Genomic DNA, 24467 nt, shown 5'->3' with positions numbered 1-24467 from the left:
CCGGAGGACTGCTGTGCCCGACCACGAGGATGTTCACTGCCCGCTGACCACCGCGCAGTTCGGGGTCTGGCTGGCTCAGCGGCTCGACCCGGACAACCCGATCTACCTCCTCGCCGAGTACGCCGACCTGACCGGCCCGCTCGACCACGCGGTGTTCGAGGCGGCCCTGCGCCGGACCATCGCCGACACCGAGGCCCTGCGCATCCGGGTGCAGGAGCCGGTCGAGGGCCGACCCGTGCTGGCGGTGTCGCCGACGGTCGACTGGCCGCTGCCGGTGCTCGACCTGCGCGGGGAGGCCGACCCGTTCGACGCCGCCCTGGACTGGATGCACGCCGACGCCACCCGGCCGCTCGACCCGGGACAGGCGCCGCCGTTCCGGTACGCGCTGCTGCGCCTGGCCGACGACCGGACCCTGTGGTACCAGTGCTACCACCACCTGGCCCTGGACGGGTACGGCATGCTCCTGGTGGCCCGGCGGGTCGCCGCGGTCTACACCGCACTGCGCGGCGGCGACGAGCCGAAGCCGGCATCGTTCGGGCCGCTGCGGGCGCTGGCCGACGCGGAGGCCGCCTACCGGACCAGCGAGCGGTTCGACCGCGACCGCGAGTACTGGACCGGGCGGTACGCCGACCGGCCCACCCCGGCCAGCCTCGCCGACCGGCGGCCGGCCACCCCGCGCCGGCTCACCCGGCGTACCGCCCCGGTGGCACCGGCCACCATGGACCGGCTGCGGGCGGCGGCCCGGGAGCGCGGCGTCGCCGTGCCGGCGGTCGTGGTGGCCGCGATCACCGCCTACCTGCACGGGCTGACCGGCAACGAGGACGTGGTGCTCGCCCTGCCGCTGACCGCCCGGCAGAACGTCGCGGCGCGGGCCACCCCCGGCATGGTCTCCGCGATCGCGCCCCTGCGCGTGGCGGTCCGCGCCGACGCCACCCTCGGCGCGCTCGTCGCCGGCGCCTCACAGGAACTGCACGACGCGCTGCGCCACCAGCGCTACCGTTTCGAGGACCTGCACCGCGACCTGGGCCTGACCGCCGGAGCGTCGGTGCTCGGCCCGCACGTGAACATCCTGCTCGACGCCGGCGGCGGAGCCGGGACCCGGTTCGGCGCCGCCACCGGCACCGACCACAACCTCGCCGGCGGCCCGGTCGACGACCTGGCCTTCGTGCTCGACGCCCGGCGCGGCGACGCCGACGCCCGGCTGGACCTGGACGCCAACCCCGACCTCTACCCCGACGAGCAGGTCAGCGGGCACGCCCAGCGCCTCGCCGCCTTCCTCGACACCTTCGCCCGGGCCGCGGCGGAAGACCCGGACACCCCGGTCGGCCGGCTCGACCTGGCCGGCCCCGCCGAACGGCGGCTGGTGCTGCACGAGTGGAACGACACCACCCGGTCGGTGCCGGACGTGCGGCTGCCCGCGCTGATCGAGCAGCAGGTGGCGCGTACCCCCGACGCCCCGGCGGTCACCTGCGGGCCGACCACCCTGACGTACGCCCAGCTCAACGCCGCCGCCAACCGGCTGGCCCGGCTGCTGGTCGCCCGCGGCGCCGGCCCGGAGCAGCTGGTCGCGCTGGCGCTGCCCCGGTCGGCGGAGATGATGGTCGCCCTGCTCGCCGTCCTCAAGGCCGGCGCCGGCTACCTGCCGGTCGACCTGCGGTACCCGCCGGACCGGGTCGAGTTCATGCTGGCCGACGCGGACCCCCGGCTGGTGCTCACCGTCGGCGGCGCCGGCGACGGGCTGCCGGTCGGCGACCGGCTGCTGCGCCTCGACGAGCCCACCGTCCGCGCCCTGCTCGCCGCGCAGGACGACGGCGACCTGACCGACGCCGACCGGCTGCGACCGCTGCGCGGCGCCCACCCGGCGTACGTCATCTACACCTCCGGCTCCACCGGCCGGCCCAAGGGCGTGGTGGTCAGCCACGACAACGCGGTCGACCTGGCCTGCTGGGCGGTCGCGGAGATCGGCCCGGCCGCGCTGTCCCGGGTGCTGGCCAGCACCTCGCTCAACTTCGACGTGTCGGTCTTCGAGATGTTCGGCCCGCTCGCCTGCGGCGGGGAGATCGAGGTGGTCGACGACCTGCTCGCCCTCGCCGAGCGGGCCGACGGCTGGTCCGGCAGCCTGATCAGCGCCGTCCCGTCGGCCTTCGCGCAGCTGCTGGCCGGCGGGGCGGTCGACGCGCACGCGGACCTGGTGGTGCTCGCCGGTGAGGCGCTGTCTGCCCAGGCGGTGCGGGACATCGGCGCCGCGCTGCCCGGCGCCCGGGTGGCGAACATCTACGGCCCGACCGAGGCCACCGTCTACTCTACCGCCTGGTACGGCGGGGACCTCGCCGACGGCGGCACCCCGCCGATCGGCCGGCCCATCACCAACACGCGGGTGTACGTGCTGGACAGCGCGCTGCGTCCGGTGCCGCCCGGCACCGTCGGCGAGCTGTACCTGGCCGGCGCCGGGCTGGCCCGCGGCTACCTGGACCGGCCCCGGCTGTCCGCCGAGCGGTTCGTCGCCGACCCGTTCGGCGCGGCCGGCGCCCGGATGTACCGCACCGGCGACCTGGTGCGCTGGCGGGCGGACGGTCACCTCGACTACCTCGGCCGGATCGACCACCAGGTCAAGGTGCGCGGCTACCGGATCGAGCTGGGCGAGATCGAGGCGGTGCTGTCGGCCCACCCGGCCGTGGCCCAGGCCGCGGTGGTCGCCCGCGCCGGGGTCACCGCCCAGCTCGTCGGATACCTGGTGCCGGCCGACCCGGCTACCCCGCCGGCCCCCGCCCAGCTGCGCGACCACATTGCCGCGGCGCTGCCGGAGTACATGGTGCCGGCAGCCTTCGTGCTGCTGGACGCGCTGCCGCTGAACCCCACCGGCAAGCTGGACCGCGGCGCCCTGCCCGCCCCGGACTTCGCCGCGGCGGCCGGCGCCGGCCGGGCCGCGGCCGGCCCGCGCGAGGAGCTGCTGGCCCGGCTCTTCGCCGACGTGCTGGGGCTGCCCGGGGTCGGCGCGGAGGACAGCTTCTTCGACCTCGGCGGGGACAGCATCGTCTCCATCCAGCTGGTCAGCCGGGCCCGGCAGGCCGGGCTGCGGCTCACCCCGCGCGACGTGTTCACCCACCGGACGGTGGCCGCCCTGGCCCGGGTGGCCGGCGAGTTCGGCTCGGCCGAGACCGAGGACCCGAACGCCGCGCTGGGGGAGGTGCCGCTGCCGCCCATCGTCGACTGGCTGCGCGGCCGGGCGGGCGAGGCCCACCCGGTCGACGGGGTGGCGCAGAGCATCGTCGTGCGTACCCCCGCCGGGCTGCGCGGGGTGGACCTGGCGGCCGGGTTGCAGGCGCTGCTGGACCACCACGATGCCCTGCGGATGATCCTGCACCGCGACGCCACGGCGTGGCGCCTGGCGGTGCCGCCCCGGGGCACGGTGTCCGCCGCCGACTGCCTGCGCCGGGTGGCCGCCGACGCCGCGATCGGCGCCGCCCGCGCCGACGCCCTGGCCGGGCTGCGCCCGGGCGACGGGCAGCTGCTGCGGGCGGTGTGGGGTGACGCCGGGGCGGACCGCCCGGGCTGGCTGGTGCTCGCCGTCCACCACCTCGCCGTGGACGGCGTGTCCTGGCGGATCCTCCTCGACGACCTGGCCACCGCCGTGGCAGCGAGCGCCGCGGGTGAACCAGCCCGGTTGGCGCCGGTCCCGACCTCATACCGCACCTGGGCGCGGCGGGTGACGGCCGCAACTCCGACTGGGACCGCGACGGGCGCCGGTCAGGCGGTCGAGCCGGCCGGGTCCATCGTGGACCCGCCGCTCGGGCGCCGACCGGTCGGCCCGGACGACACCGAGGCGGCGGCCCGCCGCCGGACCGTCGGACTGCCCGTGGCCCGCACCGAGGCGTTGCTGCGCACCGCCGCCCCCCGGTGGTACGCAGGTGTCGACGACCTGCTGCTGGCCGCCCTGGCGGTCAGCGTGGCCGACTGGCGGCGCCGGCACCGGCCCGGCACCGGAGCCGGACTGCTGGTGGACGTCGAGGGGCACGGCCGGGACGGCGTCGACGGGCTGGACCTGTCCCGCACCGTCGGCTGGTTCACCCGGCTGGCCCCGGCCCGGCTCGACCTCGGCGACCTCGACCCGGCCGAGGCGCTGGCCGGCGGTCCGGCCGCCGGCCGAGCGGTGAAACGCCTGAAGGAACAGCTGCGGGCACCCGGCCGACGGGGCGGCGAGCCGCAGATCGGGTTCAACTACCTGGGCAGGCTGACCGCCGACGACGGCACCGACTGGTCGCCGCTGACGGTCGACGGCGAGGTCGCTTCCGGTGGGGCGAGCGCGCTGCCGATGGCCCACCCGCTGGAGATCAACGCGGTGGTGGTCGACGGACCGGACGGGCCTCGGCTCACCGCCGAGTGGAGCTGGCCGGACGGGGTGCTCACCGACGGCGACGTCCGCGAACTCACCGACGGCTGGCTGGCCGCGCTCGAGGCGATCACCGAACACGCCGCCCGCCCGGGCACCGGTGGGCGTACCCCGTCGGACCTGCCCCTGGTCGAGCTGGACCAGGCCGAGGTGGAACGGCTGGAGCGGAGCTACCCGGCGCTGGCCGACGTGCTGCCGCTCGCCCCACTGCAGGAGGGGCTGCTGTTCCTGTCCGCGTACGACGAACAGACCCCGGACATCTACACCGTGCAGTTCGTCTTCGACCTCGACGGCGAGCTGGACCCGGCGCGGCTGCGCACCGCGGCCCAGGCGCTGCTCGACCGGCACCCCGGGCTACGCGCCGGCTTCACCCACCGGGACCTGCGCCGGCCGGTGCAGGTGGTGCTGGACGGCGTCGAGGTGGACTGGCGCGAACCGGACCTGACCGGGCTCGCACCGGCCGACGTGGACCGCCGGCTCGCCGAGCTGCTCGCCGTCGACCGGGCCGAACGCTTCGACCTGACCCGGCCGCCGCTGCTGCGCTTCACCCTGGCCCGGCTGCCCGGCGGGCGGCACCGGCTGGTGCTGACCAACCACCACATCCTGCTCGACGGCTGGTCGATGCCGGTGCTCGCCGGGGAGCTCTTCGCGCTGTACCGCGCGGGTGGCCGTACCGACGGGCTGCCGCCGGTCACCGACGCGCGGGCGTACCCGGCCTGGCGGGCCCGGCAGGACCGGCCGGCGGCCGAGGCGGCGTGGCGGGCGGCCCTCGCCGGGCTGACCGAGCCGACCCTGGTGGCGCCGGCCGCCGAGCGGGGTCCGGTGCCGCCGGCCAAGCTGCTGCGTGAGGTGCCGGCCGCGCTCACCGAGGCGCTCACCGCCACGGCCCGGACGGCGGGCGTCACCCTGAACACCGTCGTGCAGGGCGCCTGGGCGGTGCTCGTGGGCAGCCTCACCGGCCGCGACGACGTGGTCTTCGGCGCCACCGTCGCCGGCCGGCCGGCGGAGCTGCCCGGCGTGGAGACCATGGTCGGCCTCTACATCAACACCGTGCCGGTGCGGGTACGCCTCGACCCGGCCGAACCGGTGGCCACCGCGCTCGCCGGGTTGCAGGAACGGCAGGCCGCCCTGCACCCGCACCAGCACCTCGGCCTGCCCGACATCCAGCGGCTGGCCGGGCACGGCGAACTCTTCGACACCCTGGTGGTCTTCGAGAACTACCCGGTCGACCCGGCCGTGCTCGACCTCGCCGGCACCGGCCTGGCCGTGCGCGGGGTGCACGGGCACGACGCCACGCACTACCCGCTCACCCTGGTGCTGGTCCCCGGTGACCGGCTGGGGCTGCGGTTGGAGTACCGGCCCGACCTGATCGACGCGGACACCGCCGGGGCGCTGCTGGAGCGGATGTGCCGGCTGCTGAGTGACATCGCCGCCGACCCGTCCGTCCCGGTGGGCCGGCTCGACCCGGTCACCCCGGCGGAACGGCGGCAGGTCCTCGTCGAGTGGAACCGCACCCGGCAGCCGGTCGACCCGGCCACCCTGCCGCAGCTGCTGGCCCGGCAGGCGGCCGCCACCCCGGACGCCACCGCGGTGGTCTTCGAGGGGAGCAGCCTGACCTTCCGCGAGCTGGACGAGGCGAGCAACCGGCTGGCCTGGCTGCTGGTCGGGTACGGCGCCGGGCCGGAGCGGTTCGTCGCCGTGGCGGTGCCCCGCTCACTGGAGCTGGTGCTGGCGCTCTGGGCGGTGCTGAAGGCCGGCGCGGCATACCTGCCGGTCGACCCGGACTACCCGGCCGACCGGATCGCGTACCTGCTCGACGACGCCCGGCCCGCCCTGCTGCTCACCACCCGGGCCACCGCCGCGCTGGCCACCGGCACCGCCGCCGCCCTGGTGCTCGACAGCGACGAGGTACGCCAGGCCGTGGCGGAACACGCCGCGGCCGCGCTGACCGACGCCGACCGGGCCGGGCCGCTGCGCCCGGCCAACCCGGCGTACCTGATCTACACGTCCGGCTCCACCGGCCGGCCCAAGGGCGTGCTGGTGCCGCACCAGGGCATCGTCAACCGGCTGAGCTGGATGCAGCACGAGTACCGGCTCACGCCGGCCGACCGGGTGCTGCAGAAGACCCCGTCCGGCTTCGACGTCTCGGTGTGGGAGTTCTTCTGGGCCACCATCATCGGCGCCACCCTGGTGGTGGCCCGGCCCGAGGGGCACAAGGATCCCGCGTACCTGGCCGGACTGATCCGCACCGAGCAGATCACCACCCTCCACTTCGTCCCGTCCATGCTGCAGGCGTTCCTGGCCGAACCGGCCGCCGCCGGCTGCACCGGGCTGCGCCGGGTGATCTGCAGCGGCGAGGCGCTCCCCGCCGACCTGGCCGAGCGGTTCTTCACCACCCTCGACCCGGCCGGCGCGCACGGCATCGAGCTGCACAACCTGTACGGGCCCACCGAGGCGTCGGTCGACGTGACGTACTGGGCCTGCCCGCCGGGGGAGCGGACCGTGCCGATCGGGGCGCCGGTCTGGAACACCCGGCTGTACGTGCTGGACGCGTTCCTCCGGCCGGTGCCCCCGGGCGTGGCCGGCGAGCTCTACCTGGCCGGCGTGCAGCTGGCCCGCGGCTACCAGGGCCGGGCCGGGCTCACCGCGCAGCGGTTCGTCGCCGACCCGTTCGCCGCCGCGCTGGCCGCCACGGACCCGTCGGTCACGGCGGGGGAGCGGATGTACCGGACCGGGGACGTGGTGCGCTGGCGGGCCGACGGGGTGCTGGAGTACGTGGGCCGGACCGACCACCAGGTCAAAATCCGCGGCTTCCGGATCGAACTGGGCGAGATCGAGGCGACCCTCGCCGAGCATCCGTCGGTGGGGCAGTGCGTGGTCCTCGCCCGGGAGGACCAGCCGGGGGTGAAACGCCTCGTCGCGTACGTCGTAGCGGCCGCCGGGCAGCGGGTCGACGCGACCGTCCTGCGCGAGCACGTCGCCGGGCGGCTGCCCGAGTACATGGTGCCGGCGGCGGTGGTGGCCCTGGCCGGCCTGCCGGTGACCGCCAACGGCAAGCTCGACCGGGCGGCCCTGCCGGCCCCCGACTTCGCCGGGGTCAGCGCGGCCGGCCGGGCGCCGTCGGCGCCGCGCGAGGAACTGCTCGCCGGGCTCGTCGCCGAGGTGCTCGGGCTGCCCCGGGTCAGCGTCGACGACAGCTTCTTCGACCTCGGTGGGGACAGCATCGTCTCCATCCAGCTGGTCAGCCGGGCCCGCCAGGCCGGGTTGGAGCTGACCCCGCGCGAGGTGTTCACCCACAAGACGGTGGCGGCGCTGGCGACGGTGGCCCGGGAGGCGGCCGGCAGCGCCGCGACGGATCCCGACGCCGGCATCGGCGAGCTGCCGCTGACCCCGATCGTGCGCTGGTGGCTGGACCGGGCCGGCCCGCTGGGCGGGTTCCACCAGTCGGTGGTGGTGCCCGCGCCGGCCGGACTGACCGCCGACCGGCTGCGCGGCGCGGTGCAGGCGCTGCTCGATCACCACGACGCGCTGCGGATGCGGCTGGCCGGCCCGGCCGGGCAGCGGCGGCTGGTGATCGGTCCACGTGGCAGCGTGGCCGCAGCTGACCTGATCACGCCCGTGCCCGCCGCGGACACCGGCCCAGCCAGCGCGGACAACGGGTCCGATGTCGGCGGGACCGACGCCGATGGACCCGACCTGAGCGCGCTGGCCGAGGCGGCCCGGGCCGAGCTGGACCCGGTCGCCGGCCGGATGCTGCGGGTCGTCTGGTGCGACGCCGGCCCCGGCCGGCCCGGCCAGCTGCTGATCCTGGTGCATCACCTGGCCGTCGACGGCGTCTCCTGGCGGATCCTGCTGCCCGACCTGACCGCCGCGCTGGACGCCACCGCACCCGACGGGACGGCCGGCGAGGCCGCCACCGGCAGCCACACGCCCGGCACGTCGCCCCAACTCACCCCGGTCGGCACCTCGCTGCGGGAATGGGCGGAGCACCTGGTCCGGGACGCGCACAGCCCGGCCCGGCTGGCCGAGCTGCCACTGTGGACCAAGCTGCTCGACCAGCCGGAGCCGGCCCTGGCCGGGCGGCCGCTCGACCCGGCCCGCGACACCGTCGCCACCCTCGCGGAGCTGTCCGTCGAGCTGCCCACCGAGCACACCGAACCGTTGCTGACCGCCGTACCGGCGCTGTTCCACGCCCGGGTCGACGACGCGCTGCTGGCGGCGCTGGCCCTCGCGGTGGCCCGCCGGCGGCAGCGGCGCGGCCTGGGCGACGACCCGGCGGTGCTGGTGGACCTGGAGCGGCACGGCCGGGCCGACCACGTGCCGGGTGTCGACCTGTCCCGCACCGTCGGCTGGTTCACGAGCCTGGCTCCAGTCCGGCTCGATCCCGGGACGGTGGAGTGGGACCAGGTGCGCAACGGCGGTGCGGCCGTCGGAACCGCACTGAAGCGGGTCAAGGAGCAGCTGCGGGCCGCACCCGACGACGGCCTCGGCTACGGCCTGCTTCGACACCTGAACAGCGAGACCGCGGGCGTGCTGGCGGACCTGGCCGAGCCGCAGATCATGTTCAACCACCTCGGCCGGCTGGGCGGCGCCGAGGGCGGCGGTGCGCGGATCGGCGGCGGCGCGGACCCGGAGCAGCCCGTGGCGTACCCGATCGAGGTCACGAGCTGGACCGTCGACGGCACCGACGGGCCGCGACTCACCGCGGTGTGGCGCTGGCCGGGCGGGCTGCTGGATGACAACGACGTCCGTCAGCTCGCCGACGACTGGCGGACGGCCCTGGCCGGGATCGTGGCGTACGCCGCGGCGGGCGGAATCGGTGGGCACACCCCGTCCGACCTGACGCTGGCCTCGCTGTCCCAGGACGAGATCGACGAGTTCGAGGACGAACTGGAAGCGGAGTGGGGGTAACGTGGTGAAGCAGTCACGCGTCGAGGACATCCTGCCGCTGTCACCGTTGCAGCAGGGACTGCTGTTCCACGCGCTGTACGACGGAGCGGCGTCGGACCTCTACACCGTCCAGTTCGCCCTGGATCTGACCGGTCCGGTCGACGGCGACCGGATGCGCCGCGCGCTCGCCGCGATCCTGGCCCGGCACGCCAACCTGCGGGCCGGCATCCGGCAGCGCAAGACCGGGGAGTCGGTCGCCGTGGTGCCGCGCGAGATCACCCCGGCCTGGCAGGAGCACGACCTGACCGGCCACGCCGCGGCGGACCGGGACGACGAAGTGGCCCGGCTGCTCACCGCCGACCGGGCCGCCGGATTCGACCTGGCCCGCCCACCGCTGCTGCGCGCCGCGCTGATCCGGACCGGACCGGAGCGGGCCAAGCTGGTGCTCACCAACCACCACGTCCTGCTCGACGGCTGGTCGATGCCGCTGCTGGCCAGGGAACTCTTCGCGCACTACGTCGCCGGCGGGCACGACCGCACCCTGCCACCGGTCACCCCCTACCGCGACTACCTCGGCTGGCTCGAGCGGCAGGACCGGGCCGCCGCCGAGCGGGCCTGGCGAGACGCGCTGCGCGGGCTGACCGGGCCGACCCTGCTCGCGCCGGCCGACCCGGCGCGCCCGCCGGCCACCCCCGAACAGCTCACCGTGGCCCTGCCCGCCGAACTCACCGCCGGGCTGACCGCCGCGGCCCGCAAGCTCGGCGTCACCCTCAACACCGTGGTCCAGGGCGCCTGGGCGCTGCTGCTCGGCATCCTCACCGGCGACGACGACCTGGTCTTCGGCGCCACCGTCGCCGGCCGGCCGCCGGAGCTGCCCGGTGTCGAGTCGATGCTCGGCCTGTTCATCAACACGGTGCCGGTGCGGATCCGGCTCGACCCGGCCGAGTCGCTGGCCGCCCTGCTGGCCCGGGTGCAGGACGAGCAGTCGGCGCTGATGGCGCACCAGCACCTCGGCCTCGCCGACATCCGCCGGCTGGCCGGCACCGGCGACGGCGACCTGTTCGACACGCTGACCGTGTTCGAGAACTACCCCCTCGATCCGGCCGCGCTGGACCTGCCCGGCACCGGCCTGCGGGTCACCGCGGTCACCGGGCACGACGCCACGCACTACCCGTTGACCCTGGCCGTGCTGCCCGGGGAACAGCTCACCCTGCGCCTGGACCACCGGCCGGACCTGCTGGACGCGGCGGCCGCCCGGCGCATCGCCGACCGCCTGGTCCGCCTGCTCAGCCAGGTCGTCGACGCACCGCAGACCCCGGTCGCCGCGCTCGACGTGCTCGACGGCGCCGAGCGCGCCGCCGTGCTCGGCGACTGGGCCGCCGGACCGCCGCCCGTCCCGCCGCGCACCTTCCCTGAACTGTTCGCCGCCCAGGTCGCGGCCCGACCGCAGGCGCCGGCCCTGATCGGCGACGACACCATGTCGTACGCCGAACTGGACGCCGCCGCCGACCGGCTGGCCCGGCTGCTCGTCGACCGCGGCGTCGGCCCGGAGCGTGTGGTCGCCCTCGCCCTGCCGCGCAGCCCGGAACTGGTCACCGCCGCGCTCGCGGTGAGCAAGGCCGGCGGCGCCTGGCTGCCGGTCGACCCGGACTACCCGGCGGACCGGATCGCGTTCATGCTCACCGACGCCCGGCCGGTGCTGCTGGCCACGCGGACCGGGATCGACCTGCCCGACACCGGCGTGCCCCGGCTGCTACTCGACGAACCGGCCACCGTGGCGGACTGGGCGGCCCGGCCCACCGGCCCGGTCACCGACGCCGAGCGCGGCGCAGCGGTGCAGCCCGGGCACCCCGCCTACCTCATCTACACCTCCGGTTCCACCGGCCGGCCGAAGGGGGTGGTGGTCACCCACGCCGGCCTGTCCAGCTTCACCGCCGCGATCGTGGCCGGCTTCGACGTCGACCCCACGAGCCGGGTGCTGCAGTTCTCCTCGCCCAGCTTCGACGCGTCGGTCCTGGAACTCTGCGCCGCCTTCGGCGCCGGGGCGGCGCTGGTCGTACCGCCGCCGGGGCCGCTCGTCGGCGACGACCTGGCGGCCGTGCTGACCGGCCAGCAGGTGACCCACGCGCTCATCCCGCCGGCCGCGCTCGCCGGCCTGCCCACCGTGGCGCCGCCGGTGCTGCGCACCCTGGTGGTTGGCGGCGACGCCTGCGGCGAGGACCTGGTCGCCCGGTTCGCCCCCGGCCGGCGCATGGTCAACGCGTACGGGCCGACCGAGATCACCGTGGCCGCCACGCTCAGCGCGCCGCTGGTCCCCGGCGCCGGCGCCCCGCCGATCGGCGCCCCGGTCGCCGGTGCCCGCGCCTACGTCCTCGACCGGTTCCTGCGCCCGGTGCCGCCCGGCGTGCCCGGGGAGCTGTACATCGCCGGGGCCGGGCTGGCCCGTGGCTACCTGGACCGGTCGGCGCTGACCGCCGAGCGGTTCGTGGCGGACCCGTTCGCCGCCGAGCCGGGCGGGCGGATGTACCGCACCGGCGACCTGGTGCGCTGGCGCGCCGACGGGACGCTGGAGTTCGTCGGCCGGGCCGACGCCCAGGTGAAGATCCGGGGCTTCCGGGTCGAGCCGGGCGAGATCGAGGCGGTGCTGTCCCGCCACCCGGCCGTCGCGCAGGTCGCGGTCATCGCGCGGGAGGACCAGCCGGGCGTGAAGCGCCTGGTCGGGTACGTGGTCCCGGCCGCCGGCGCGTTGGTCGACCCGGCCGCGCTGCGGGCGCACGTCGGTGCCAGCCTGCCCGAGTACATGGTGCCGGCGGCCGTGGTCGGCCTGCCGGCGCTGCCGCTGACCCCGAGCGGGAAGCTGGACCGGCGGGCGCTGCCGGCCCCCGGGTTCACCGGCTCCGCTGGCGGCCGGGTCCCGGCCAACGGCCGCGAGGCCCTGCTCGCCGGGCTGTTCGCCGAGGTGCTCGGGCTGGACGCGGTGGGCGTCGACGAGAGCTTCTTCGACCTCGGCGGTGACAGTATCGTGTCGATCCAGTTGGTCAGCCGGGCCCGCAAGGCGGGGCTGTCGTTCAGCCCCCGGGACGTCTTCGTGCACCGGACGGTGGCCGGCCTCGCCGCCGCCGCCGCGGACGACGCCGTGCCGGTGCCCACCGACGACGGTACGGGTGAGGTGCCGCTGACCCCGATCGTGCACTGGCTGCGCGAGCGGGGCGGCCCGATCGACGGCTTTCACCAGTCGATGCTGGTGACCAGCCCGGCCGGGCTGCGGCCCGAGCAGCTGGTCGCCGCGGTGCAGGCGCTGGTCGACCACCATGACGCGCTGCGGCTGCGGCTGGTCCGCGACGCGGCGGGCGGCTGGCGGCAGGAGATCGGCCCGCGCGGCAGCGTGGCCGCGGCCGAGGTGGTGACCCGGATCGACGCGGCCGGGCTGGACGCCGACGAGCTGCGCGGGCTGGTCGAGGAGCAGGCCAAGGCGGTGCAGGCCCGGCTGGCCCCGGGTGAGGGGCGGATTCTGCAGGCGCTGTGGTTCGACGCCGGGGCCGACCGGCCCGGCCGGCTGCTGCTGGCCCTGCACCACCTGGTGGTCGACGGGGTGTCCTGGCGGATCCTGCTGCCCGACCTGGCCGCCGCCGCGCAGGCCGTCGCCGCCGGGCGTACCCCCGAACTGGAACCGGTGCGGACCTCGCTGCGCCGCTTCGCGGAGCACCTGGTCGCCGAGGCCGCGCGCCCGGAGCGGACCGTCGAGCTGGCCGGCTGGCTGGACCGGCTCGGCGTCGCCGAGACCCCGCTCGCGGGGCGGCCGCTCGACCCGGCCCGGGACATTGTGGACGCCGGCCGGCTGCTGACCGTCACCCTGCCCGCGGAGCGCACCACGCCGCTGCTGACCCGGGTGCCGGCGGCGTTCCACGGCCGGGTCAACGACGTGCTGCTCACCGCGCTCACCCTCGCGGTCACCCGGTGGCGGCGCCGGCGCGGCAGCCAGGAGGCGGGCCTGCTGGTCGACCTGGAGGGCCACGGCCGGGAGGAACTCGCCGCCGGCCTGGACCTGTCCCGGACCGTCGGCTGGTTCACCACCATGTACCCGGTCCGGCTCGACCTCGGCCGGCTCGACCTGGCCGAGGCGTTCGCCGGCGGCGCCGCCGCCGGGCGCGCGGTCAAGCGGGTCAAGGAACAGCTCCGCGCGGTGCCCGACAACGGCATCGGGTACGGCCTGCTCCGCTACCTCAACGCCGACACCGCCCGGCAGCTGGCCGACCGGCCGGCCGCGCAGATCGGCTTCAACTACCTCGGCCGGTTCGCCACCGCCGACGACGGGGACACCGCCTGGACGGTCGCGTCGGACGCTCGGGCCCTCGGCGGCGGTGCGGACGGTGCCCTGCCGGTGCCGCACGCCATCGAGGTCAACGCGGTCACCCGGGACCACGCCGACGGTCCCCGGCTGTCGGCGACCTTCTCCTGGCCGCAGACCCTGCTCGGCGAGGCGGACGTCCGCGAGCTGGCCGACGACTGGCTGGCCGCGCTGGACGCCCTGGTCACCCACGCCGCCACCCCCGGCGCGGGCGGGCACACCCCGTCCGACCTGCTGCTGCCCCTGTCCCAGGAGGAGATCGAGGCGATCGAGGCGGCCCAACCGGCCGCCAGCGACCTGCTGCCGCTGTCCACCCTGCAGGAGGGGCTGCTCTTCCACGCCCTGTACGACGGGCCGGACCGCGACGTCTACACCGTGCAGCTCTGCTTCGACCTGGCCGGTGAGCTGGACACGGCAGCCCTGCGCGGTGCCGCCGACGCCCTGCTGGCCCGGCACGCCAACCTGCGGGCCGCGTTCCGCCAGCGCCCGTCCGGCGAGTCGGTGCAGGTCGTGGTGGACGGGCTCCGGGCCGGCTGGCGGGCGCACGACCTGCGGGAGTTGGCCGGCGCGGAGCAGGCCGACCGGGTCCGCGAGCTGCTCGCCGCCGACCGGGCCGAGGGCTTCGACCTGACCCGCCCGCCGCTGCTGCGGTTCACCCTGCTGCGGCTGGCCGACACCGCACACCGGCTGGTGCTCACCAACCACCACATCCTGCTCGACGGCTGGTCGGTGCCGACGCTGATGCGGGAGCTGCTGGCCCTGTACGCCGCCGGCGGCGACGACCGGCAGCTGCCCCGGGTGGCGCCCTACCGCGACTACCTGGCCTGGCTCGGCGCGCAGGACCGGGCGACCGCGGAGCGGGCCTGGGCCGAGGCCCTCGCGGGCCTGGCCGAGCCGACCCTGCTCGCCCCGGCCGACCCGGCCCGGGCCCCGGAGCTGCCCGACCGGCTTGTCCTCGACCTGCCGGCCGAGCTGACCGCCGACCTGCAGGCGCAGGCCCGGCGGCACGGCGTCACCCTCAACACCATCCTGCAGGGCGCCTGGGGGGTGCTGCTCGGCGCGCTGACCGGACGTGGCGACGTGGTGTTCGGCGGCACGGTCTCCGGCCGCCCGCCGGAGATCGCCGGCGTGGAGACCATGGTCGGGCTCTTCATCAACACCCTGCCGGTCCGGCTGCGGCTGGACCCGGCCGAGCCGGTCGCCCGAATGCTGCTGCGCCTGCAGGACCAGCAGTCCGCGCTGATGGCCCACCAGCACCTGCCGCTCACCGAGGTGCAGCGGCTGGCCGGGCACGGGGAACTCTTCGACACCCTGGTGGTCTTCGAGAACTACCCGCTCGACCCGAAGCTGCTGGCCCTGCCCGGCACCGGGCTGCGGCTGACCGGGGTCTCCGGCCGGGACGCCACTCACTACCCGCTCACCGTCACCGCGATCCCCGGCGAGCGGCTGCGGCTGCAGTTGGACCACCGCACCGCCCTGTTCCCGGCCGACGCGGCGCAGCGCCTCGCCGACCGGCTGCTGCGGCTGCTGACCACCGTCGCCGCCGACCTGGACACCCCGGTCGGCCGGTTGGACGTCCTCGACCCGGCCGAGCGGCGGCTGGTGCTGGCCGACTGGAACGACACCACCCGGCCCGAGCCGGCGCTGACCGGCGGGGTGGCCGCCCGGTTCGCCGCGCAGGCCGCCCGCACCCCGGACCAGGTGGCCGTCCGCGCCGCCGACGGCGCCACGCTGACCTACCGGGAACTCGACGCCCGGGCCAACCGGCTGGCCCAGCACCTGCTGGCGCTCGGCGTCGCCGCCGAGCACCGGGTCGCCCTGCTCCAGGAACGCTCGGTCGACCAGGTGGTGTCGGTGCTGGCCATCCTCAAGGCCGGCGCCGCGTACGTGCCGCTGGACCCGCGCTACCCGGCCCACCGGTTGACCCACATCGCCGCCGACACCGCCAGCTCGGTGCTGCTCACCGACCGGGCCATGGCCGGCCTGCGGTTCGACCACGACCTGACCGTGGTGACCGTCGACGGCGACGCCGCCGCCGAGATCGCCGCCCGGCCGGACGCCGACCCGGCCCGGCCTGCCCACCCCCGGCAGCTCGCCTACGTCATGTACACCTCCGGGTCGACCGGCACCCCCAAGGGCGTCGCGGTCACCCAGTACGACGTGCTCAGCCTCGCCGCCGACCGGTGCTGGCGGACCGACCGGCAGCGCCGGGTGCTGCTGCACTCGCCGCTGGCCTTCGACGCCTCGACGTACGAGCTGTGGGTGCCGCTGCTGAACGGCGGTGAACTGGTCGTGGCCCCGCCCGGTGAGCTGAGCATGGACGACCTGCGAGCCGTCCTCACCGGCGGCCAGGTGACCGCGCTGTGGCTGACGGCCGGCCTGTTCCGGCTGCTGGCCGAGGAGACCCCGGAGGCGTTCGCCAAGGTCCGTGAGGTCTGGACCGGCGGCGACGTGGTGCCCGCGCCGATGGTGCGCCGGGTGCTTGCCGCCTGCCCGGGCCTCGTGGTCGGCGACGGCTACGGCCCGACCGAGACCACCACGTTCGCCTCGCACCACCTGATGCACGCCGTGGCCGAGGTGCCGGACTCGGTGCCGATCGGCCGGCCGCTGGACAACATGCGGCTGTACGTGCTGGACGACTACCTGCGCCCCACCCCACCCGGGGTGGCCGGTGAGCTGTACATCGCCGGCGCCGGGCTGGCCCGCGGCTACCTGAACCGGCCGCGGCTGACCGCGGAGCGGTTCGTGGCGAACCCGTTCGGCGCGGCCGGCACCGGTGACCTCGGCTCCCGGATGTACCGGACGGGAGACGTGGTCCGCTGGCGGCCCGACGGCAGCCTGGAGTTCGTCGGCCGCGCCGACGAGCAGGTGAAGATCCGTGGCTTCCGGATCGAGCTCGGCGAGATCGAGGCGGTGCTGGCCCGCGACCCCGGCCTGGGGCAGGTGGCCGTGGTGGTCCGCGAGGACCGGCCCGGCGACAAGCGGCTGGTCGCCTATGTCGTACCGGCCGCCGGCGCGGCGCCGCCGGACCCGGCCGTGCTCCGCGCGCACGCCGCCGCGGTGCTGCCGGAGTACATGGTTCCCGCCGCCGTGGTGGTGCTGGCCGCCCTGCCGCTGACCGGCAACGGCAAGGTGGACCGGCGGGCCCTGCCGGCGCCCGACTACGCGGCCGGCTCCACCCGGCGGGCGCCGCGCACCCCGCAGGAGGAGGTGCTCTGCGGGCTCTTCGCCGACGTGCTCGGCCTGCCCGAGGTCGGCATCGAGGACAGCTTCTTCGCCCTGGGCGGCCACTCCCTGCTGGCCACCCGCCTGGTCAGCCGGATCCGCACCGCGCTCGGCGCGGAACTGGCCATCCGGGACCTGTTCGAGTCGCCCACCGTGGCGGGGCTCGCCGCCCGGCTCGGCGGCGCGAAGCAGGCGCGCCGGGCGTTGGCGCCGATGCCCCGGCCGGAGCGGATCCCGCTGTCGTACGCGCAGAACCGGCTCTGGTTCATCAACCGGCTCTCCGGCGCCGACTCCCCGTACAAGATCCCGATCCTGCTGCGGCTGACCGGCGACCTGGACGTGGCCGCGCTGCGCGCCGCCCTGCGCGACGTGCTCGAACGCCACGAGAGCCTGCGCACGATCTACCCGGACGCCGACGGCGACCCGTACCAGGTGATCCTGACCGCCGACGCGGCCTGCCCGCCGATCACCGTGGAGGCCGTCGACCCGGCCGAGGTACGCGAGCTGATGCTCGCCGAGACCCGGCGCGGGTTCGACCTGGCCGTCGACCCGCCGCTGCGGGCCCGGCTGTTCGACCTCGGCGGCGGCGAGTACTTCCTGCTGCTCGTGCTGCACCACATCGCCGGTGACGGCTGGTCGATGGCCCCGCTGGGCCGGGACTTCTCCGCCGCGTACGCCGCGCGGGTCGCCGGGCGGGCGCCGGAGTTCCCCCCGCTGCCCGTGCAGTACGCCGACTACGCGCTCTGGCAGCGCGCGGTGCTCGGCGACGAGTCCGACCCCGACAGCGCCATCGCGGAGCAGGTGCGGTTCTGGCGGGACACGCTGGCCGGCGCGCCGGACGAGCTGACCCTGCCGGCCGACCGGCCGCGCCCGCCGGTCGCCAGCCACCAGGGCGGGATGCTCGGCTTCGTCGTCGAACCGGCGCTGCACGAGCGGCTCAACGCGCTGGTGCACGCCACCGGGGCCAGCCTGTTCATGGTGTTCCAGGCGGCCCTGGCCGCGCTGCTCACCCGGCTCGGCGCCGGCACCGACGTGCCGATCGGCAGCCCGATCGCCGGCCGCACCGACGACGCCGTCGACGAGCTGGTCGGCATGTTCGTCAACACGCTGGTGCTGCGCACCGACACCACCGGCAACCCCACCTTCCGGCAGCTGCTGGACCGGGTCCGCGAGGCCGACCTGGCCGCGTACTCGCACCAGGACACCCCGTTCGAGCGGCTGGTCGAGGTGCTCAACCCGCCCCGGTCGATGGCCCGCAACCCGCTGTTCCAGGTCATGCTGGTGCTGCAGAACAACGCCACGGTGGACCTGGACCTGCCCGGCCTGCGGGTCGTGGTGGACAACGTCGGGGCGCACGCCGCCCAGTTCGACCTGTCCATCGACCTCACCGAACGGCCGGCGGGCGCCGGCGGCATCGACGGCCGGCTGGACTACAGCCGCGACCTGTTCGACGAGACCACCGCCGAGCGGATCCTCGCCGGGTTCCTCCGCATGCTGGAGGCCGCCGTCGCCACCCCGGACGCGCCGATCGGCGCCGTCGACGTGGTCGGCCCGGCCGAACGGCAGCGGATGCTCGTCGACTGGAACGCCACCGGCCGGCCGGTGCCCGGCGAGGACCCGGTGACCCTGATCCGGGCGGTGGCCGCCGCGCGGCCCGACGCGGTCGCGGTGACGGACCCGCGGCAGACCCTCACCTACGCCGGGCTGATCGCCCGCGCCGACGAGCTGGCCGCCCGGCTGCGCGCCGCCGACGCCGGGCGGGGCTCCCTGGTCGCGCTGCTGACCGACCGGGGCGCCGACGCGATCACCGGGGTGCTGGCCGCGCTCACCGCCGACGGCGCCTACCTGCCGCTGGATCCGCGCTCGCCGGTGGCCCGCAACGCTGACCTGCTGGTCGACAGCGGCACTCGCTGGCTGCTGGTCGACCAGGCGCACGAGGCGCTGGCCGCCGAGGTGGTCGCCGCCGCCGGTGTCCCGGTCACCGTCCTGCCGCTGGCCCAGGCCGGCCCGCCGGTCGGGTCCGCGCCGCTGGCCGCCGGCCTGGCCGACCTGGCGTACGTCATCTTCACCTCCGGCTCCACCGGCCGGCCCAAGGGCGCCATGGTGCACCGGCGGGGGATGCTCAACCACCTGCTGGCCAAGGTGGAGGACCTGGACCTCACCGAGGCGGACGTGGTGGTGCAGAATGCCGCGCTCACCTTCGACGTCTCGGTCTGGCAGATGCTCTCCTCGCTGCTCACCGGCGGCAGCGTCGACGTGGTCGACGACGATACCGCGTTGGACCCGGGCGCCCTGTTCGGCCGGGTCCAGCGGCACGGGGTGACCATCCTCGAGGTGGTGCCGTCGCTGCTGCGCACCGCGCTGGACGCCTGGGACGCCGGCGCCCCGGTGCCCGAGCTGCCGAAGCTGCGCTGGCTGCTGGTCACCGGCGAGGCGCTGCCGCCGCAGCTGTGCCACCGCTGGCTCGCCCGATTCCCGGGGATCCCGCTGCTCAACGCGTACGGGCCGACCGAGTGCTCCGACGACGTGACGCACGCGGTCATCGCCACCCCGGCCGACGCCGACGCGGACCGGGTGCCGATCGGCCGGGCCATCCGCAACACCCAGCTGTACGTGCTCGACGCCAACCTGCAGCCGGTGCCGCCTGGGGTGCCGGGCGAGCTGTGCGTCGGCGGCGTCGGGGTCGGTTTCGGCTACCTGGGCGACCCGCGCCGCACCGCCACCGTGTTCGTCGCCGACCCGTTCGCCGACCGGCCCGGCGCCCGCCTCTACCGCACGGGCGACCGGGTCCGCTACCGCCCCGACGGGCAGCTGGAGTTCCTCGGCCGCAACGACGACCAGGTCAAGATCCGCGGCCAGCGGATCGAGCTGGGCGAGGTCGAGGCGGCGCTGCGGGCCGCGGCCGGGGTGACCGCCGCCGCCGTTGCGGTGAACACCGACCCGGCCGGCACCAACCGCCTCGTCGGGTACGTCGTCGGCGACACCGACCCGGAGGCGGTCCGTGACCACGTGGCCGCCCGGCTGCCGGACGCCATGGTGCCCTCGGTGGTGGTCCGGCTGGACGCGTTGCCGCTGAGCGCCAACGGCAAGGTCGACCGCAAGGCGCTGCCTTCGGTGGACTTCGGCTCGGCCGGCGGGCGGGCCGCCCGCACCCCGCAGGAGGAGCTGCTCTGCGGTGTCTTCGCCGACGTGCTCGGGGTGGCCCGGGTCGGCGTGGACGACGACTTCTTCGCCCTTGGCGGCCACTCGCTGCTGGCCACCCGGATCGTCAACCGGATCCGCGCGGTCTTCGGCGTGGAGCTGCCGATCCGGGCGGTCTTCGAGACCCCGACCGTCGCCGGCCTCGCCGCGCGGCTGCTGGCCGGCGGGGAGAGCCGCCCGCCGCTGCGCCCCGGGCCGCGTCCGGAGCTGGTGCCGGTGTCCTACGCCCAGCGGCGGCTGTGGTTCCTCAACCGCTTCGACGACTCCGACGTCAGCTACAACGTGCCGCTGGCGCTGCGGCTGCACGGCGACCTGGACCGGGCCGCGCTGCAGGCCGCGCTGGCCGACGTGACGGCCCGGCACGAGACGCTGCGCACCGTCTTCGTCGAGGTCGACGGCGAGCCGTACCAGCGGGTCCTCGACCCGGCGGCGGCGGTGCCCACGCTGGCCGAGCACGACGTCGCCGAGGCGGACCTGCCCGCCGCGCTGGCCGCCGCGATCGGGCACCGGTTCGACCTGGCCGGCGAGCCGCCGCTGCGCGCCGACCTGTTCCGGCTCGCCGCCGACGAGCACGTTCTGCTGCTGCTGATGCACCACATCGCCAGCGACGGGCAGTCGGCCGGGCCGCTCTCGGCCGACCTGGCCGCCGCGTACACCGCCCGGCGGGCCGGCCGGGCGCCCGACCTGCCCGCCCTGTCGGTCCAGTACGCGGACTTCGCGCTCTGGCAGCGTGCCGTGCTGGGCGCGGAGACCGACCCGGACAGCCTGGTCAGCCGGCAGACCGGCTACTGGGCGCAGACCCTCGCCGGGCTGCCCGAGCAGCTGGAGCTGCCGGTCGACCGGCCCCGCCCGGCGGTGTCCAGCCGGCGCGGTGGCAGCGTCACCTTCGAGGTGCCGGCCGACCTGCACGCCCGGCTGACCGACCTGGCCCGACAGCGGCAGGCGAGCCTGTTCATGGTGGCCCAGGCCGCCCTGGCCGCCCTGCTCACCCGGCTCGGCGCGGGGGACGACGTGCCGCTGGGCACCCCGATCGCCGGCCGGGTCGACGAGGCCGTCGACGGGCTGATCGGGTTCTTCGTCAACACCCTGGTGCTGCGCACCGACACCTCCGGCGACCCGACCTTCGGTGAACTGCTGGACCGGGTCCGGGCCACCGACCTGGCCGGGTACGCCCACGCGGACGTGCCGTTCGAGCGGCTGGTCGAGGTGCTGAACCCGGCCCGGTCGGTGGCCCGCCACCCGCTGTTCCAGGTCGTGCTGGCGGTGCACAACCACGCCCGCCTCGACGTGACGCTGCCCGGCCTGCGGGTGTCCGGGCTGTCGGCGGGCACCGGCGGGGCCAAGTTCGACCTGAACGTCAGCCTCGCCGAGCAGGTGGACGACGCCGGCGCCCCGGCCGGGCTGGCCGGCCGGATCGAGTACAGCGCCGACCTGTTCGACCACGGCACCGTCGAGCGGATCGCCGACCGGCTGCGCGCCATGCTCGCCGCGCTCGCCGCCGACCCGGACCAGCCGATCGGCGCGGTGGACCTGCTCACCGGGCCGGAACGCGAGCAGGTGCTGGTGACCTGGAACGACACCGCCGCCCCGGTGCCGGCGGCCACCCTGCCGGAGCTGTTCGCCGCGCAGGTCGCCCGTACCCCGGACGCGCCGGCCCTGGTCGACGCGGACACCGAGCTGAGCTACGCCGAGCTGGACGCGTACAGCAACCGGCTGGCCCGGCTGCTGATCGCGCGGGGCGTCGGTCCGGAGCGGTTCGTCGCGGTGGCCCTGCCCCGCTCGGCCCGGCTGGTCGGCTGGCTGCTCGCGGTGCTCAAGGCCGGCGGCGCGTACGTGCCGGTCGACCCGGCCTACCCGGCGGACCGGATCGCCTTCATGCTCGCCGACACCGCGCCCGCGCTGCTGCTCACCGACACGGCCACGGCCGCCGAGCTGCCGGGCGGGGTGCCGCGGCTGCTGGTGGACGACTGCGACCCGGACGGCTTCCCGGCCGAACCGGTCACCGACACCGACCGGGTCGCGCCGCTGCGGCTCAACAACCCCGCGTACGTCATCTACACCTCCGGCTCGACCGGCCGGCCCAAGGGGGTGGTGATCGAGCACCGCTCGCTGACCGATTACCTCACCTTCGCCGGCGGCGACTACCAGGGCGTACGCGGCAGCGCGCTGCTGCACTCGTCGATCTCGTTCGACCTCAGCGTCACCGGCATGTGGGTGCCGCTGACCGTCGGCGGCACGGTGCACGTCGCCGGCCTGGACGACGACCCCGCGACCCGGGAACGGCTGGGCCGGCACGCCTGCACCTTCCTGAAGGCCACTCCCAGCCACCTGCGGCTGCTGGCCGCGCTGCCGGACGACTACGCCCCGACCGCTGAGCTGCTGCTCGGTGGGGAGCTGCTGCTCGGCGAGGTGGTCGACGAGTGGCGCCGGGAGCACCCGGGCGTGGCGGTGTACAACATGTACGGCCCGACCGAGACCACGGTCAACTGCACCGAGTACCGGATCGCACCGGGTGCGGTGATCCCGCCCGGCCCGCTGCCGATCGGCGGTCCGCTGGCCAACACCCGGCTGTACGTGCTCGACGCCCGGCTGCGGCCGGTGCCGCCCGGCGTGCCGGGTGAGCTGTACGTCGCCGGTGGCGGCCTGGCCCGCGGCTACCTGGCCCGCCCGGGCCAGACCGCCGGGAAGTTCGTGGCCGACCCGTTCGGCGCGCCCGGCACCCGGATGTACCGCACCGGCGACATCGTGCGGTGGACCGACACCGGCGAGCTGATGTTCCTGCGCCGGGTCGACGACCAGGTCAAGCTGCGCGGGTTCCGGATCGAGCTGGGCGAGATCGAGGCGGTGCTGGCCGGCCACGACGACGTGGCCCGCTGCGCGGTGATCGTCCGCGAGGACCGCCCCGGCGACCAGCGGCTGGTCGGGTACGTCGTACCGACCCCCGGCCGGAGTCCGCAGCCGGCCGAGCTGCGCGCCACGGTCGCCGCGGCGATGCCGGAGTACATGGTGCCGGCGGCCGTGGTGGTGCTGGCCGAGCTGCCGCTGACCCCGAACGGCAAGCTGAACCGGGGTGCCCTGCCGGTGCCGGACGCGGCCGACACGGGCGCCGGCGCGCAGCGGCGCGCCCCGCGCAGCCACCGGGAGCGGGTGCTGTGCGGGCTGTTCGCCGAGGTGCTCGGCGTACCCGAGGTGGGCATCGACGACGCCTTCTTCGACCTGGGCGGGCACTCGCTGCTGGCCACCCGGCTGATCAGCCGGGTCCGCGCCACCTTCGAGGTGGACCTGGCCCTGCGTACGCTGTTTGAGGCGCCGACGGTGGCCGAGCTGGCCGACCGGCTCGACACCGCCGACGACGACGGCCGCAGCGCCTTCGACGTGCTGCTGCCGCTGCGCCGGCACGGCGCCCGGCCGCCGCTGTTCTGCGTCCACCCGGCCAGTGGCTTCAGCTGGTCCTACTCCGGCCTGATGGGGCACCTCACCGACCGGCCGATCTACGGTCTGCAGTCGCGGGGCCTGGCCGAGCGCGCCGAACTGCCGGGCAGCGTCGGGCAGATCGCCGAGGACTACCTGGCCCGGATCCGGGAGGTCCAGCCGGCCGGCCCGTACCACCTGCTGGGCTGGTCGTTCGGCGGGCTGATCGCGCACGAGATCGCCGCCCGGCTGCGGGCCGACGGCGAGCAGGTGGCGCTGCTGGCGCTGCTGGACTCGTTCCCGAAGACCGAGGCGGAGCGGGCCGAGCCGGGCATCCTCAACCGGACCGAGTTCCTGGCCGGGATGCTGCAGCTGGCCGGCTACCCGGCCGACGCTGCCGCCGAGCAGGTCGACGAGGAGCAGGTCGCCGAGCTGCTCAGCCGCAACGAGGGGGTGCTCGGCCGGCTGGAGGCCCGGCATATCACCGCCCTGTACGAGGTGTTCGCCAACAACTCCCGGCTGGCCCGGGAGCACCGCCCGGGGCACGTCGACCTCGACGCGCTGCTGTTCGTCGCCACCCGCGACCGGGCACCCGGGGCGGACCCGCGGGCCGCCTGGCGGCCACACCTGTCCGGCGGCGTGCGGACGCACGACGTCGACTGCCAGCACAACGACATGACCCAGCCGGAACCCCTGGCCGCCATCGGCCGGGTGCTGGCCGAGCGGCTGAGCGCGATCGACACCGAGCGAGAGGGAGAAACGCGATGAGCAGCAACCCGTTCGAGAACGAGGAGGGCCGGTACGTGGTGCTGGTCAACGACGAGGGGCAGCACTCGCTGTGGCCGTCGTTCGTGCCGGTGCCCGACGGCTGGCACACCGCCTTCGGCGACGACAGCCGGCAGGCCTGCCTCGACTACGTCGAGCGCGAGTGGACCGACATGCGCCCGAAGAGCCTGATCGCCGCGATGGCCGCCGACGGCGCCGCCGCGGCCCGTTAGGAGG

General features: G+C 76.0%; 3 protein-coding genes. All 3 read left to right on the top strand.

The features are described 5' to 3' along the window. The first annotated feature begins 13 nt into the window (after nucleotides 1–13). Genes ABZ783_RS22835 through ABZ783_RS22825 form a run of 3 tightly spaced genes read left to right on the top strand, consistent with a single transcriptional unit; the run spans nucleotide 14 to nucleotide 24463 of the window. Nucleotides 14–9301 (top strand): amino acid adenylation domain-containing protein, encoded by a 9288-nt coding sequence (locus ABZ783_RS22835; RefSeq protein WP_357441522.1) that lies wholly within the window; start codon nucleotides 14–16, stop codon nucleotides 9299–9301. A gap of 4 nt (nucleotides 9302–9305) precedes the next feature. After that, nucleotides 9306–24233 carry an amino acid adenylation domain-containing protein gene (locus ABZ783_RS22830; protein ID WP_357441520.1) on the top strand — a complete coding sequence of 4976 codons (14928 nt, stop codon included), beginning with the start codon at nucleotides 9306–9308 and terminating at the stop codon, nucleotides 24231–24233. Beyond that, nucleotides 24230–24463: an MbtH family protein gene (locus ABZ783_RS22825; RefSeq protein ID WP_357441519.1), complete on the top strand. Its 234-nt coding sequence runs from the start codon at nucleotides 24230–24232 to the stop codon at nucleotides 24461–24463. The genes ABZ783_RS22830 and ABZ783_RS22825 overlap by 4 nt, the downstream gene beginning before the upstream one ends. The last annotated feature ends 4 nt before the right edge of the window (nucleotides 24464–24467 follow it).

It is taken from the genome of Micromonospora sp. NPDC047738 (assembly GCF_040642675.1).
In the GTDB taxonomy this organism is placed as follows: Bacteria; Actinomycetota; Actinomycetes; order Mycobacteriales; family Micromonosporaceae; genus Micromonospora.
Note: the sequence above shows the minus strand (reverse complement) of the source record. Positions and strands in the feature narration are given on the sequence as shown.

What these genes read in the sequence shown, in the direction of transcription:
- ABZ783_RS22825 (WP_357441519.1), top strand. Translation starts at nt 24,230, where the DNA reads ATGAGCAGCAACCCGTTCGAGAACGAGGAGGGCCGGTACGTGGTGCTG.